Origin of the sequence: Enterococcus phoeniculicola ATCC BAA-412 (genome assembly GCF_000407505.1) — a bacterium.
GTDB classification, from domain to species: domain Bacteria; phylum Bacillota; class Bacilli; order Lactobacillales; family Enterococcaceae; genus Enterococcus_K; species Enterococcus_K phoeniculicola.
Genome location: NZ_ASWE01000002.1, coordinates 516,061 through 531,953 on the forward strand (window position 1 = coordinate 516,061; position 15,893 = coordinate 531,953).

Consider the following 15,893-nt stretch of genomic DNA (forward strand, 5'->3'; position numbering starts at 1 on the left):
AATGTAAGTGTGATTACTATGCATATACTACATAGTAAATTTCGTATTAACATACGCTGATAATAATGGGAATCAATTTGACTTCAGTAAAGTTACTTCATAAGAAAGTACTTTTTTAGATATAACTCTTACGCTTCTCCTGATTAGTTTAAAAACACTTAAAGTAGAAGTGAATTCAACCTTAAGTGTTTCAATACCACACTGTCAGTTTCAATTGACAATGAAAATTAATAATAGAGAATCTAAATCTTTTTTCAGTCGTTTACTACGGTGCTGCCACCAAGTTCCATTGAATAGTCCCACTATATTGATTTGGTTCTATATATTTTGTTTCTGGAATGACTAAAGTTAGTTTACCTAGAGAGTAATCATAAACCCCTGTCCTTTTCCCATTAGTAGCACTCATAATGGTTGATTCCGACTCATCAATTGTAGGGTATCTTTCACCTCTTGCTTCGGTAGTATCTTTTAAATCATTATCTGTAAAAGGGTCGTTCCCGTTGTTCTCATTCTTGTACACTTTTCCATTATTATCACTTTGAATAGAACTGCCATGAAATTCATTTTTATCCCATTTTAGTTGAGCTCTAAGAGTCCAAGAAGTATTAGCATAATAATCTTTTACACCCACATGTATGCTGGTTGTCTGAATTGGAATGTTTTGTTCGCCAGATTCATTTAACTCCGTTTTTGGAATTGATAATTTAATTGGATAATAGGCTATTCCTAATCTACTATTTGGATTCACATTGTCTGGAAGTGTACTTCCGTCAGGAATATTAGGATCATTTTTTCGTTGCCAGTTAGCAGTGTATGTGGTATCCACTTCATCAAAGATATTCGTGATCTCATCAATATTTTTACCAGAAGAATTCGTCCAGCTTATAAAATCAGAACCTTCCTTAGTGGGTTCTATTTTTTTTACGTACTCCTCTAAGGATGACAAAGTATTTTTATTCTTGTATTCATTAGTAGTCATAGCAACTTTTGAAAAATATGACTTGTTAATGTCTGTTGTATCAGGGAACACTCCACCATCAGGGTTAAACCTAGGACCACCTGGTATCCTTCTATCCACACTATAGTAATCATAAGTTAGTAGTTTCGGATCATTCGTTTGAACAAGCAAAACTTGTTCAGGATCAGTAGTCTGAACTGTGAACATAAAGCCCATATTAGTCACGCTGGAGGTATCCCAGTTTGAAGCATTTAGTTTTTTAAATTTAGGACAAAGCATAAACATGCCACTCATATTAGTAACGTTAGAAGTGTTCCAATTTGGCACTTCCAAACTAATTAATTTTAAATTATCAGAAAACATGCCTTGCATATTCGTAACACTGGAAGTATCCCAATTTGATATATCCAAGTTAGTTAAGCTTGTATTATTAAACATATTAGTCATATCCTTAACTTTAGACGTGTCCCAACTCGATACATCTAAACTTCTAAGATTACTGCACTCCGAGAATAAGCCATACATTGTTGTAACATTGGACGTATTCCAATTTGATAAATCCAAACTAGTTATACTTGTGTTCCAAAACAAATTTCTCATATCCTTAACTTTAGTCGTATCCCAGTTTGATACATTTAAAGTGCTTAAACTGATGCAATAACTAAACATTCCGGACATAGTTGTAACATTCGACATGTCCCAATTTGATAAATCTAAACTAGTAAGCTTTAAGCTATGTGTAAACATATCCGCCATATTCGTAACCTTGGACGTATTGAAACTCGACACATTTAGACTAGTTAAGCCCGTATAACTAAACATAGTATTCATATTGTTAACATTAGACGTATTCCAATTCGATAAGTCTAAATTACTAAGGCTTTTACAGTTGTAAAACATGTTGCTCATATCAGTAACATTTGAAGTATCCCAATTTGATAAATTCAAACTAATAAGCCCTGAATTAGCAAATAAGTTACTCATATCAGTAATATTAGTCGTTTTCCAATTCGATACGTTTAAAGAAGTGAGGTTTCCACACCAAGAAAACATATAACTTATATTTTTGACATTCGATGTATTGAAGTGTGATAAATCTAATGTATTAACGCCTGATAAAGAAAACATGAAAGACATTTTAATTACACTGGACGTATCAAAACTCGAGAGATCTAGTGTACTGAGATTGCTACTGTTGTAAAACATGCCGGTCATATCAGTAACTTTCGATGTATTAAACTTCGATACATCTAGTGTAGTCAGACTAGTACAACTATAAAACATACTGGCCATATCAATGACATTCGATGTATTAAACTTCGATACATCTAGTGTAGTCAGACTAGTACAACCATAAAACATACCGCTCATATCAGTAATATTAGATGTGTCAAGATCATACAAATTTATACTTTTTAATTTTGAAAGATCTCTAAACATCTCCTTTGTAGAATTATTGCCTATACTAATCAAATTTAGGTCAACACTTTCCAAATTAGACCATCTTTTGAAACTAACAGCTTCCGCATAAAAAGGGCTGCTGACTTTAAAACTAGTGATATTTTGATAATTAACAAACACTGACCCATCTAGCCTTTCAAATCGAATAGGTTTTCCACCTAAAGTACTTGGCACACTAACATCGCCGCTCAAATTTGAACTAGTGATATAGGCATAATCTCCTCGTATGTCATAGTTCCAACCATTTTCAGTCCCTTTGTTTATCTGTTTTGCTTCAGATGAACTAGCTTGTGTCTCTACAGATGAAGCCGTAGAAGTTGTTTGATTTGAACTTTCCTCTGTACTAGTAGTCTTTTGTGTGATTCCGCTATCAGATTGTTGAAATATTTCTGTACTATTTTCTACAAATTCTTGACTATCAGAATCATCCTCTAAAGAAAATCCGTGGTTTGTAGAATCTGTTGTCTGATTCAACTGATTCGTTGATAAATTTTCTGTTAATTGTTCGAGATCATTTGAGTTTAGTGATTTAATATCTGTAGTTTTATCTATATTATTGCTAAAAATACCTGACTCTTTTCCCTGAGCTGTACCAGTTTGCATCACAGCAAGATAACCGCTTAATACTGTCGATACAGTTGTAATACATAAAAATTTTTTTACCTGCATAATGTTTAATCACTCTCTCACCTTTTTAATTGGTCATAAATAAGAAAAAGATATATTATACCTGTCCCAGTAAGCGCAAATGAACTGATCAGCGCGAGCCAATTAACGTATAATTTTTTCCTCTTATATTGTCTTAGTGTAACTTTTCTATAATCATTTAAGAAAAAGAAGATATCTAAGACTAGAAAAACGATACCCAACAATATTAGAAACATCGGAGTATAATACATCAGAATCCCTCCCTATGCTTTTGATTCAAACTTACATACAAAAATACAGTTATTAAAAAAATTGTTCCAATAAAAAACCAGTTATTTTTCTTAGACCCAGTTTTTGGAAAAAGAGCTGTGTTTGTAGTTAGATGGCTCTTCTGTATAGAATCTCGAGAATCAGTCTTATTTTTTTCAGCCGATTCACCTTCTCCAGGTAATATCCCAGGTGAAATTGCTTTTTCAAGAACAATTTTTATTTCTGTCTTTTCATTATTTACATAGGTATTATTACTTTCAGCTGCATATATGGAGGTACTATTAAAGAAAGATAAAACGTAGACTATGCAGAGAAAAATAGATATTAGAATATCGAGTTTTCTCAGTTTTTTAAACTTCATATTAAGATACCTCTTTTCTAAGCCCGCGATAAATTATCCAAGAACTTGTCATAAGCACCAGGACTAAAAAGAATACAGAACAAAATCGAACCCAATATGGAATAAAAATTTTAAACACCGTTTTTTTATTCATATTGCCGGCTTGTTCCCTTGTAATCGTAAATTTCTTAGAAAATTCCCATTTATTGTCTTTTGTTTTAACTACCCCTCTGAATAAATAATTTCCGGGTTTTATTTCTTCTTTCTTCCAATCGAACTGGAAAGGATAAATCGAGTTAGGAGCAATTGATACATTTTCATTTTTTTGTTCTTGAACTATTTTCTTTGTTTTTTCATCAGTAATAGTGCCCTGAACTGTAGCTTTACCTAAAATATAAGGATTTTCATTCAGCAAGTTAACCTGCACTACTTTCTTACCGTAAAATAATTCACTCTGTATATTTTCTAATACGATAGATATGTTTTTGAAAGTCTCAACTTTGGGGTCATTTTTCAGGACGACACCAAGAGTGTATACATATTTATTGTTAATAGAAGTTGTGTTTGACGAGTTTGATGACTGCGTGATATCAGAAACTTGAATGCCTCCAAGTATAATTCCTTCAAATTGGTTTTCTGGCATAGTTAAATTCAATGTTACTTCTTTTTCACTATTCGGTTTTACGATTACAGTATCGTCAGCCGTTTTTAATATAGAGTTGAGAGGAATTTTTAATGATGGGTGGTCTTTTAATTCACCTGTATAATCTATTAACCCATTGGAATTAGTATTCCCGTTCGTAACTTTTATTGACATTTCTTTTTCCTGATTCGATTGATTCAATATTTTTAACTTCAAATGGTCTTTTTCACCGGGAACCTCGTATAGATCAAAATATCCAGAATCTGGATCTATTTGATGAGAATTAGGAATCCCTTCAATTGTATAACCGCCTGCTGATTCCTCAGAGGTCTCTTCCGCATAAGTGGTATTGCTAATAGTTAAACTCAAACTAAAAAAAATGACGACCGTCAACAACAATCGTTTCATTTATTTTATTCACCTCTCTATCATTGCTATTTTTCTTTCTAAACTATTCTTATTTCTGGCAGGTAAAATCTTGAAATAAGAATAGTTTAGAAGGAAAACAGGTTGTTTCCCTTCTAAGAAGTAAAGAAGTTATGGTGTTACAGGTGTCGCAGCTAAGTTCCATGTAATGTTACCTGAATAGGAACCTGCAGGAACTTTTTCAGTAGCAGGAATTACTAATGATGGATTTTCAAATCCATAGTTATAAATTCCGTTAGTTTGTTTTCCATCAACCGTTTCTAGTACATTTGTAGGCGTATTACTAATGCTAAGAGAAGTTGCGCTTGTAGATACTTCACCATTTTGGATATTTCCTAAGACCCCAGCAATATTCTCCATCGCTTGACCATTTTCACCAGTGATAGTTGTACCGTCCATGAATGAAGCATTTGCTCCGCTCCATGTAAGCTGAGCAGACAATACCCATTTATTTTTTTTACGTAAAGTATCTCTGATCCCAACATTGCACTTATTCTTACCTATCGTATTCTTCAAAGCTATCGTTTGTTGACCCGTATTTTCTAATTTTGAAGTCGCACTTAAAGGCTTAGGAATATAGGCAATTCCAAAATGACCTGTTATTGGAGTAAGATCTTCTCCTGGATTATTTGGATCACTTGGATCAATAGGTGGGGTTATTGGACCAGCATCTTTCAACTCCAGTTCGGCAGTTACTGGAGTTTCAGCAGTACTTGGGTCAGGGGTTCCATCTGCTGCAAATACAGATGTAGTTCCTAAAGTGCATGTAGCTAAAATTGCTGTAGTAATCATTGGCATGAATAGTTTTTTCATAATTCAATCTCCTTTTTCCCTGTTGATAATTTTTACTTTTTAGTATTTTGTATAAACACCTGCCTTCAAAAAGAATACGCTAAAATGAGAATCAGATTTATTCACTTTTTTACGCTTTGTAAAAAAATGAATAATCAAATTTGTCTCCTCTAGTTAGAAAAAGTTATTATGGAAGCATCTTCATACTTGAACTATTTGAAATCCTTTTTATAGTTAGCAAAGTACATAGCTTATTTACCTTTACTCTTCGCTCATAAGTTAAAGGGAAATATTTTAGAAATGCCAAACCAAAGACGAACAAACGACTAGACAAAAGAACTGCCTAGCCGTTTTGTATTATTCTACTGATTTCACTCTCTTAATACTATTTTACAAAGAGCCCTAAAATGGAATCTTAGTTCTAAATTAAGCGGCCTTATATTCCTCCTATTCGGCAACATACTAACTGTAGGTAAAAAATTATTTTTATGAATAATTTCTATGGTGCTGATACCAAGTTCCATTGGATAGTTCCACTGTACTGATTTGGTTCTACATATTTTACTTCTGGAATAATCAAAGTTAATTTACCTAGAGAGTAATCATAAACGCCAACTCTTTTATCATTTTGGGCACTCATGATTAATGATTCCATCTCGTTAATCGAAAGATGTGGTTCACCAATTACTTCGGATGTGTCTTTTAAATCCTCTTCTCTAAATGGATCAATTCCGTTATTTTCGTTCTTACACACTTTTCCTTCATTATTACTTAAGATTGAACTACCACTTAAATCATCTTTATCCCATCTTACCTGAGCCCGTAGAGTCCAAGATGTAAAAGCTGATTGATCTTTCACACCAATGTGCAAACTTGTTGTTTGGATAGGTATAATTTGTTCGCCGGATTCATTCAACTCAGTTTTTGGAATCGTCAGTATTGTTGGATAATAGGCTATTCCAAGTCTGCTTAGAGGGGACACACTATCCGGTGATGTGCTTCCATCAGGGATATTTGGGGTTATTATAGGATGCCAATTAGCTATATAAGTCGTGTGTATTTCATCCAAAACATTCGTAATCTTGTCAAAATTTTTCCCTGGAGTATTTGTCCAAACTGAGAAGTTATTCATTTCTTTAGTTGGTTCGATACCTTTTATATACTCCCTGAAGGAAGACAAAGTAATTTTATTCTGATATTCATTAGGAGTCATAGCGACCTTTGAAAAGTAAGACTTAGTTGTGGAGGTTCCATCAGGAAATATTCCACCATCAGGATCAAATTTAGGTCCATAAGGGAATCGTCGATCTTCTGCATAATTATAAGTGAGCAGATTCTGATCATTTGTTTGTATATTTAAAATTTGGTCAGGACTATCTGCTTTTTCCCTAAACATTCCTTTCATATTGATAACGTTGGACGTATTCCAATTTAATGCATTTAAACTAATAAAATTAGGACAAGAGTCAAACATATAGCTCATATCAGTAACCTTCATTGTGTTAAAATTCGATAAATCTAAACTAGTTAGAGCGTAACAATAAGAAAACATGTTAGACATATCAGTAACATTGGATGTGTCCCAGTTCGTTACATTTATACTACGAAGGCTAATACAGGCGGCAAATAATCCTTCCATATTAACAACCCTTGAAGTATCCCAATTTGACACATTTAAACCGACCAAGCTATTACAGTTATAAAACATATCAACCATATTGGTGACTTTAGAAGTATCCCAGTTCGATAAATCTATGCGGGCAAGGTCGTAACAAAACTTAAACATACCTGCCATACTAACCGCTTTAGATGTATCCCAGTTCGCTACATTCAAGTTAGTCAAGCTATTACAATCAAGAAACATCGAACTCATATCGATGACATTCCCGGTTTCAAATTTTGATACATTCAAACTAGTAAGATTGATACAGCCAGCAAACATATAGCTCATATTAGTAATATTTGATGTATCAAAATTATTTAGATTAATACTCCTTAATTGATTACAACCCTCAAACAAGCGAGCTGTAGAATTATTCCCAACACTTATTAGATTTAAGTCAACGCTTTCTAAATTATTCCAAGCTTGAAATGTGATAGAATCCACTAATAAGGGCGCACTGACTTTGAAACTAGTTATGTTTTGATAATTATTAAATACCGAATAATCAAGAGTTTTAAACCGGATAGGTTTTCCACCTAAAGTATCAGGCACTTCAACATTGCCACTAGCATCTGAACTAATTATATACGCATAACCATCTTGTAAAACATATGTCCAACCAGCATCGACTACTTTTTCATTCGTTTGTTTTTCATCTGAATAATTTTCTTGTATCTTGTTAGAACTTTTTTGGCTTGATGAGTTTGTCTCACTACTAGTAGTTTCCTCTTCCATTTTACTATCAGTCTGTTTGGAACTTTCCGTTGATTGCTTTAGTACATCTGATTCTAACGATGGAATATCTATGATTTCATCTAGGCTATCACTTGAAGAACCTGATACATTAGCTTGAGCTTTATCAGATTGCGTTAAAACAAGATGACCACTTATTGCTATCAATATGGTTAACATACATAAAGGCTTCTTTACTCGCATGATTAATCAACTCCTTACCCTTTCCAATTGGTCATAATTGTACGCAAATAGATCGATTAAAGTGAATCAGTTACCATATAGCTTTTGTCTTCTAAGTTTTTATAAAATAGAAATGTTAAGTAGTAATAAAGTTAGAAAATGTCGTACAGAATTAACTAACTGCATCTCTGCATCCCTTTATTGAAAAGAACAATCAGAAATACAGCTAATACAAGTTTCATTTAATTAAACTCAAATTGTCCCCTATATAAGTTAAAAATTTGAAAGTTCAGCCTTTTCTATTTTGTTTAGGATATAGCAAAACAACGGTAGTTTTTATCCGTTTCTTTTAGACTGGTAAAAAAATAAATAATCATTTTGAAATTATCTCTTCCGAGTTAAAATGAAAAACAAAATAGGGAATAATCTCGATAATTCAGATTATTCCCTATTTCGCCTATATACTTCCCAATTAAATTCTATTAAAAAAAGTACCTTTAGGATATCCAATATTTTTCAAGTAAAAAAAAAGAGGATAACCATTTCAGAAATCTCCATTATGGGCCAATAAGTAATCAAACTAGTGCCTACTTTCGTAGCATGAAAACTAATTCTACTTTGTTCTCATAAACCCAGCTTATTTCAGGATATCATCTTAACCTTTTTCATTCGATAGCATTTAATCAATTTGAACTATTATTAAGTAAAGTATTAAAATCTATCTTGAATTAATGAATGAATGACGTGATCACTGCTTCCTCCCCTATTATTTGATTATATATAATCGTAAGTACCTATCTCTGGATATGAACATTTAAACCTCAACGAAAAAAGCATCAACTATCACACTATTCTAAACGATTTCTATTTAACTTTTGTTATCAATAATTTTCCAATTCTTATCTTTTTGCAGGACCAAAGTATATTGAAAACTAGAAATGGTCTTCGTGATATCGTCAATATACTTCACTACAAGTGTCGCTTGAATTGATTTTCCTTTTTCATGATAAATGGGAGAAACAATTTCTTTGAATTTAAGATTGTAATTAATCGGATTCAAAACATCATGATCAATATAGTACCGCAACTCCTTTTCTGAAGCTGTTGGATAAAGCATGAAGAATGTTTCTAAAAACCCAGTCATTTCCTCCACCCTTTTAGCATCAATAGTAGAATCACTTTCTAAGTGTTTTCCTTCATATTTGGCTTTTGACTGTTTTCCAATCATAGTGGGTAAACTAGTTATGATATATCCACCTTTCTTATCATCATAAGCTGTGACACGGTAAACTGTATTTATCATTTGATTTCTTTTTCCTTCATCGATTCTTTGACTTATTGAAAAAGAAATAGTGAATTCATCTGATTTTTTTTCTACATCTAAAATTTTTACTGACTCTACCTCAGAACTAGTCGGGATATCTGCTCGAATCATATCTTGGCTTAAAGTACTCCCTTCTTCTGTTAGATACTGTGTTAAATCACTCATTCTTTTCTCAATATCTAGTTCATTATTCTTCCACGAAAAATACTCCTTAGCAAAATCTATAGTAAAATTTTCAATTCCTGAAGTGTTCAGCACTTTTTCTTTTATTACTACCTTTTCGTGAGTAGTATGCTGATCAATGGCAGTAAAATTTTTGTAGATTCCAAAAATCAAACTACAAAATAGTAGAATCCAAAGAGCAAGCACCCTTTTCCGATGTTTTCCTACTGAAACAACGCGTTCTTTTTTCTTTTTTAGAGCCTTTTCTCTCTTACTTCGCTCAATTTTTATCTTCATTTTGCATTCCTCTTCTCTATAGTTTATACTGCGCTGCCCCAATAATATGCTGCTGCCAATATATTTCTGTCAGATCGGCCCATCCCACTGGATTTCCCGCATGGAACATTCGATTGTCTCCCGCATAAATACCCACATGAGTTACATAAGTTCCTGCATCGTAGGTTGAATGAAAAAAAACTAAATCTCCCGGCTTTGCATCTTTTAGATCGATATGAGTCATGGCATCATACTGATCCTGAGCAACTCGTGGAAGTTTTAGACCGACTTTTGCATAACACCATTGGGTTAATCCGCTACAGTCAAACCCCGTTGCTGGGCTTGACCCACCAAATACATACGCAGTGCCTTCATACTTAAAAGCTTCATCAAAAATCCCTTGAACAGTTTTATCATCAAATTTTGTTTTAGTCAGATATTGCTTCACCAATGAAGAATAGAACATATTCCCATAGTTATAGCGCCAGCCCCCATTTGATTTAATAGCAATTGGATTAGAATAATCAACTTTTTGTCCACCTGACTTTTCTTTTGCAAAGGATTCTGCTAAAGACAAACCATGTTTTTTCCCGTTTTTTGAGACATAGTCTAAGTAGCTGCCACCATAGTTGTAGGCTTGAATGATACCATCTTGATCACAACCTAAACCTTTTGCTCGTTTAACCAAGGAAGCAAAGTAAATACACCCTTGTTTGATTGACGCTTCAGTACTCAATGAGTTAGGCGGTAAACCCACTGATTCAGAACTTTGCATCACATCTTCCGATGTTCCACCTGATTCAACTTGGATAATCGCCAAAAGAATCGGAACATATTCTAAAATCCCCGACTCCTTAGCGTACTTCTCTACAAGTGAACGATGCTTCAAAACTTCTTCTGAAACACTAATCCCACCAGTAGATTCCGAGTCACCGATCCCCACATTATCCTCACCAAACAATAAACCGACACACATCAAGATACCCATAAACGAAACCACTAATATAGAAAATGTAATCGTACCAAGTCTCTTAATTGTCATGTTGAATCACCTTGCTTTACCTTAGGACGTTTTACAACTTTCTTTTGATAATGAAGACTCCCGTTTTTTGTTAGAGTGGAGTGTTGTTTCAACAATCGCGTATTCGTTAACTTTCTTTTTACTTGCGGGTTAGTGTTTTGCTGGTGAATTCTTTGTTTAGACTGTGAACCAATGTCTTTTTGAGCGCTCATTTCTATTTGGTGTTGATTAATTGAAGGGCGTTGTTTCGAATTTACGAGTGAACTAACTGAAACATTGGTTCGACGATTCGATGAAGTAGCTTTCGGAGTAACCAGCATCTTGCGTTTTTCATCCATGTTTTTATGCCTTTTTTGGTGTTGATATTCTCGTTGTTCCTCTCGCTCTTTTTTCTCCTCCACAAGCCCACGCTTGAATTCTCTTGGTGCCTTTTTCGTCATCTCAATTCCTTTATAAAGATTGTATTTCAAATTCGTTGGCATATCGGTTACTTGGTCTTTCGTTTGTTTTAATTTGTCATTTACCATAGATTTTGAATCAAGTACCTTTCCAACTTTTCTACCCGCTGAATTTATTCGTGATGATTTTCTATTACCGAATGTATGATTTTGTTTTTCCAGGTCAGAGCTTGACTCTTTGTTGTCTTGTATTGATTGGTTCGTTCGATTATATAAATCAGCCTTTTTTGAACGTTTTCCCTTCGAAGGACTAGCTGCCGGTTTATTAGCTGCGGTTGCACCTCCGCCAAAGGTCAAAGTTCGACCTACATTTCGATTGAGTTGTCGCAATTTACGATTCATCAACATTTGAGGTTTCTGCATGACACGTCTACCCATTGACTGACTATCATTACTTTGGAGATTGAACATATTCATAATGTCACTTAATTTGAAATAGATACCGGCAAAGGTCACGATTTGGAGGAAAGCTACCATAAAGAAAGGATAAGTAGCCGAGATATTGAAAAACATTGTTGAAATACTAAAAGCCGTTGTAATAACTAACGTAATCCCCGCGCGCATCATGATTGTATTAAATAAGCGAATAACCGCCTTCTTCCCCAAACTTTCATATGTGGGCAACATAGATAATAAGAGGCTGATTGGCAGAAACATCGCAAAAATAATGAAAAGAATTTGAGAAAACAACATAATCCCCGTTAGTAGAAAGACAAAGAACGATATCCCAATATTGAATAACACCAAAAAAACCACAGTTCCTAATCGGTCCATGGTCTTCGTGATGCTCAGATTTGCATTGTCATTATCTTCAATTTCTACTTTGACCGCTTCCTCCCGATCTTTTCCCTTATTTTTATCAGGGCTCACAGATAAAATCTTATTTACCCGATCTTCACCGATTTCTTCGATGTTAGAATCAGCAAATTGCAACAATAGCCATGGCTGTTGGACTTGAATCGAAAATAGGCTATCCCTAATCAAATCAACACTATCTTTCCCCTCGATTTCAGAGTTGGGTCCCACAATCTTAGTTCCTAATGTGAGAGCTGCTTCACTGACATCTGAGCTAAATTCATTGATTTTCGTGATATAAGTGGGTGCAAAAGCGATAAATGAACCTGAGAGTAGAAAAATCATCACAAAATTAATCACCGCTCGAACGGCTCTAGTAGTTTCCCGTTTGAGTAAACCTGTATAGGCAACATAAACTCCTAAAGTTAAAATCATCAATAAGAGAAAACCAAAATAAAAACCGGAAGTTTGAAGACCATTTTCGGTAATTCCTGCTAATATTTGGATGTTCTTTCCGATACTTTCTGCCGTATCTGATATGAAGTCTAACTTATAAGCCTCCTGTACCACATATCCCGTCGCATTTGACAAAAACAAACTAACAGTCCAAATAAAATTTGTAATAGCATATAATCCAAACATTACGCTTTTTCCTAGACCATCCCCCCAATTCCAAGGTAACCAATCCCAAGAACTGTCTACAAAAAAATCGAGCTGATAGTTATTCAAAGAATATTGAGAGTAAATATTTCCAGCTTGAACCTTGTCATCTACAAGCCCTGTAGCTTCCGCTACCGTACCGATTAAACTTATTAGAACGATGAGCGAGAATAGACAAACAAAAACAATTCCAATGATTCGAAAAAGTTTCTTTTTCATTCGCTCACTCCATTCTCTCATGGACAGGTGGACGCGTGTCGAAAGCACGGAAGAGGTCTTCAAATACTGGATGAACTTGTATCACGCCAACACGACCGTACAAATCTTGCATCAGGCATTGCCCATTTTCCAAATCTCGTAAACGCTTCTGGTTACTTTCATCTTCTTGATCTAAACCAAAGAATTCGAGAGTTTTCTTGATTTCATGAATATCGGTACTGCGAAAGGCAAACTTCAAACCAATGTTGTTTTTCAATCGTTCATCTAGTAAATCGTCACTATTTTGAGTAACAAAATAAACACCAGCATTCATCGCTCGACCGGCTCTGACTAATTTATTTGATAAAGTCTTTCCTTGAGCAACCTGCAAGAAACTCCAAGCTTCATCCAAATCAACGATTTTAAAGACCTCTCTATTACTATGAATAAAATCTAAGGCAAAAGTCGAAATAACAATTAACATGGAAACACTAAGTAATTCCATTGTCGTATATTCTTCAAAAGTCGTTTCTGCATCTGGTAAGACCAGATCCGCCACCTGAATAATATTCAACTGTTTGTCTAAGCTAATAGACTGTTTAATCGAACCATCTGAAAAGAGCAACTGAGCAAAATCATAATCAGTAAAAGATTCAATATGATCGGCAATATTTTCCGCCACTGTAGTGCCATCGTTTCGTAGCTCGGTTATTACTTGTAATAACCCTCGCTGTTTACTTTGAGTAACCGTTCGAATGGCTTTCCGTAAAACTGGAAACTTCTCTCCATCTCGACTTGAAATACCTGTTAAGAAAGTGAGTAGATCGATGGCTAAACTCTCGGAATCTTTCTTTTTTTTCATAATTACATAAGGATCAAGCAAGCCTTGATTTTCTGGCTTGCTCGTTAGATTCAAGATATTGATTTCATCCATAATTTCTGGCAAAGTTTCTTTCCAGCCACCACGCTCGCCTTTTGGATCAACAATCACAGCTTGACCACCGAAAAGTACTGCGTAGTAAACTAAGAGATTGTTACTAAAGGATTTCCCACCACCGAGCGAACCAAGAAAAGCTGCGGCTAGTGCGTTTGTAACTGACCCTTTTACTCCTTGTGAAGCCAATGCTGGTTTGAGGTAAACATTGCGCCCAGTGTCTACATTGTAGCCAAAGTAAATGCCCTCCAATTCTCCTAACATTTGAGTTTCTCCAAAACCAAGTCCGGCCAAGAAATCAGAAGTAACATATTGGATATAATCATTCATATACCGTTTACTAGCTGGCAAAAACTCCTCATGTAACCCCATCATATCGCCAAAAGGTCGAACTAATTTAACATTGGTATCATCGTAAAAATCTAGGACTTCATCACAACGGCGTTTTAATTCATCCAATGATTCCCCGCTGATACGAACCACATAACTTAATTTGTACATAGACTCTTTAGACTGATCCAATGTGGTCTCTAATTCATCGACTGAGTCCAAGGCATCTAAGACGTTTGAATTTGTATCATTATTAGATTGGTAAGCATGATTGTCTAAATCTTTGAGTTCCTTTTTCTTATTTCTGACAGTAGCTAAGGCCTTTTTATTCGTCACAATTTCCACATTCATACTCGTATCAATTGGGAATGTAAACTGTTGTTGCTGATAATAAAATAGTTCAGAAGATGGAAACTCCATTTCACTAACAATCATGTTGATCGTCATATAGGCTACATACGACTGATAGTTTTCATGTTCCATCCGTAAATATCTTGCCTTTTCCTCAATCAAACAACGACTGGGGCGTATCAAATCGTACCGCTTCACCAAGGCTTCTGATTTCAATTTTTTCTTCGGTAACTGAAACTCGTATTCTTCAAATGGTGTCCCTTTCTCTCCATAAATATGTTCAATCAAGTAAGTAAGATCACTGGGTGTTACTCGTCGGACTTTGAATCTACGGGTTAATTTACTTTTCATCAATTTTTCAAGCTTGGTATACCTGTGGATTTCTTCATTAGATAACGAAACGAAATCCCCCATTAAATGGTGATTGACCCCATAGACAAAATCTTGAAATCCAGAAAAGAAAGTTTTTTTGAGACTTTTTAAATTTACTTCTTCATCAGTAGCAATCAACTTGAAGCCAATAAAAAAGCGATAATCAATTTGACTATCGCCAATCATGGACACTAAAGCATTTGTCTGCATATCAACCCGTTGTTTTGCAACTTCTTTAAGCCTCCCCTTAATTTCTTTTTTCGATCGTTCTTGAGTAGCTCGAACACTACTTTCTGTGGCAACTTGTAAAGCATGAATCTTTCCTTCACGATTTTGTGCAATCAATTGGCGAAAATTATCATGAACTTGATATTTCTGTTCAGGGGATAAAAAAGAGTAATTGTAAGGTACTAGTTCATAATAGGCAAAACATTCTCCCTCATGATTAAAGACGAGATTATTTTCAATATACTTAATTGGATACATAATTTACACTCCTTACCAAGGTGATGGGTTCATCCCATCGTTTTTTCTGTTCCTTGACTTTCTTTCCAGCAAAAGTGACCTTAAATCGTAAATGATAACTGACAAAGGATCGCAAAAATCCCAATGGCTTCTTTCCATCAAAGGTCTTTTGTGACATAAACCATGTAACTGCCACCGGTATGCCTAAGTATTTTAAAAATGCCCCCTCTATCATAGATAGTGGAGGCACATGTGCAAATACAATGACCAATAGCAAGGATAAAACAAACCATGCCATTTGATTAAAGGTCACAGGAAAAGGCAGCTGAAAGTCATTTATCGCGTAAATGACTTTTTCAACTGCCCAGATACTAGTATAGCTTTTTATTTTTTTCATTGACTCATCTCCTATAACACAATAAAAGACTCAT

General features: G+C 34.6%; 10 protein-coding genes. All 10 read right to left on the minus strand.

Annotated features, from left to right (window positions below):
- Nucleotides 1–265: 265 nt before the first annotated feature.
- Nucleotides 266–3,088: a BspA family leucine-rich repeat surface protein gene (locus I589_RS17845; RefSeq protein WP_010767729.1), complete on the minus strand. Its 2,823-nt coding sequence runs from the start codon at nucleotides 3,086–3,088 to the stop codon at nucleotides 266–268.
- Nucleotides 3,089–3,317: 229 nt separating this feature from the next.
- Entirely contained in the window at nucleotides 3,318–3,698 is a 381-nt protein-coding gene (locus I589_RS09165) for an LPXTG cell wall anchor domain-containing protein (protein WP_010767727.1), read from the minus strand.
- Between the two features lies 1 nt (nucleotide 3,699).
- Nucleotides 3,700–4,728 (minus strand): WxLIP family cell surface protein, encoded by a 1,029-nt coding sequence (locus I589_RS09170; protein WP_010767726.1) that lies wholly within the window; start codon nucleotides 4,726–4,728, stop codon nucleotides 3,700–3,702.
- 129 nt (nucleotides 4,729–4,857) lie between these two features.
- Entirely contained in the window at nucleotides 4,858–5,559 is a 702-nt protein-coding gene (locus tag I589_RS09175; RefSeq protein ID WP_010767725.1) for a WxL domain-containing protein, read from the minus strand.
- 478 nt (nucleotides 5,560–6,037) lie between these two features.
- Nucleotides 6,038–8,137, minus strand: coding sequence for a BspA family leucine-rich repeat surface protein (locus I589_RS17850; RefSeq protein WP_010767724.1), 2,100 nt, complete (start codon nucleotides 8,135–8,137; stop codon nucleotides 6,038–6,040).
- 847 nt (nucleotides 8,138–8,984) lie between these two features.
- Nucleotides 8,985–9,899 (minus strand): conjugal transfer protein, encoded by a 915-nt coding sequence (locus I589_RS09185; RefSeq protein ID WP_010767723.1) that lies wholly within the window; start codon nucleotides 9,897–9,899, stop codon nucleotides 8,985–8,987.
- Nucleotides 9,900–9,915: 16 nt separating this feature from the next.
- On the minus strand, nucleotides 9,916–10,920 hold the full coding sequence (locus I589_RS09190; RefSeq protein WP_010767722.1) for a bifunctional lytic transglycosylase/C40 family peptidase: 1,005 nt from the start codon (nucleotides 10,918–10,920) through the stop codon (nucleotides 9,916–9,918).
- On the minus strand, nucleotides 10,917–13,031 hold the full coding sequence (locus I589_RS09195) for a CD3337/EF1877 family mobilome membrane protein (RefSeq protein ID WP_010767721.1): 2,115 nt from the start codon (nucleotides 13,029–13,031) through the stop codon (nucleotides 10,917–10,919). The genes I589_RS09190 and I589_RS09195 overlap by 4 nt, the downstream gene beginning before the upstream one ends.
- Nucleotides 13,032–13,035: 4 nt before the next feature.
- The gene (gene tcpF / locus I589_RS09200) at nucleotides 13,036–15,486 is read right to left on the minus strand and encodes a conjugal transfer ATPase TcpF (protein ID WP_211215222.1); all 2,451 of its coding nucleotides are present in this window, start codon (nucleotides 15,484–15,486) and stop codon (nucleotides 13,036–13,038) included.
- The gene (locus I589_RS09205) at nucleotides 15,470–15,859 is read right to left on the minus strand and encodes a conjugal transfer protein (RefSeq protein ID WP_010767719.1); all 390 of its coding nucleotides are present in this window, start codon (nucleotides 15,857–15,859) and stop codon (nucleotides 15,470–15,472) included. Before I589_RS09205 ends, tcpF begins: the two co-directional genes overlap by 17 nt.
- Nucleotides 15,860–15,893: the final 34 nt, after the last annotated feature.

What these genes read in the sequence shown, in the direction of transcription:
- I589_RS17845 (WP_010767729.1), bottom strand. Translation starts at nt 3,088, where the DNA reads ATGCAGGTAAAAAAATTTTTATGTATTACAACTGTATCGACAGTATTA.
- I589_RS09165 (WP_010767727.1), bottom strand. Translation starts at nt 3,698, where the DNA reads ATGAAGTTTAAAAAACTGAGAAAACTCGATATTCTAATATCTATTTTT.
- I589_RS09170 (WP_010767726.1), bottom strand. Translation starts at nt 4,728, where the DNA reads ATGAAACGATTGTTGTTGACGGTCGTCATTTTTTTTAGTTTGAGTTTA.
- I589_RS09175 (WP_010767725.1), bottom strand. Translation starts at nt 5,559, where the DNA reads ATGAAAAAACTATTCATGCCAATGATTACTACAGCAATTTTAGCTACA.
- I589_RS17850 (WP_010767724.1), bottom strand. Translation starts at nt 8,137, where the DNA reads ATGCGAGTAAAGAAGCCTTTATGTATGTTAACCATATTGATAGCAATA.
- I589_RS09185 (WP_010767723.1), bottom strand. Translation starts at nt 9,899, where the DNA reads ATGAAGATAAAAATTGAGCGAAGTAAGAGAGAAAAGGCTCTAAAAAAG.
- I589_RS09190 (WP_010767722.1), bottom strand. Translation starts at nt 10,920, where the DNA reads ATGACAATTAAGAGACTTGGTACGATTACATTTTCTATATTAGTGGTT.
- I589_RS09195 (WP_010767721.1), bottom strand. Translation starts at nt 13,031, where the DNA reads ATGAAAAAGAAACTTTTTCGAATCATTGGAATTGTTTTTGTTTGTCTA.
- I589_RS09205 (WP_010767719.1), bottom strand. Translation starts at nt 15,859, where the DNA reads ATGAAAAAAATAAAAAGCTATACTAGTATCTGGGCAGTTGAAAAAGTC.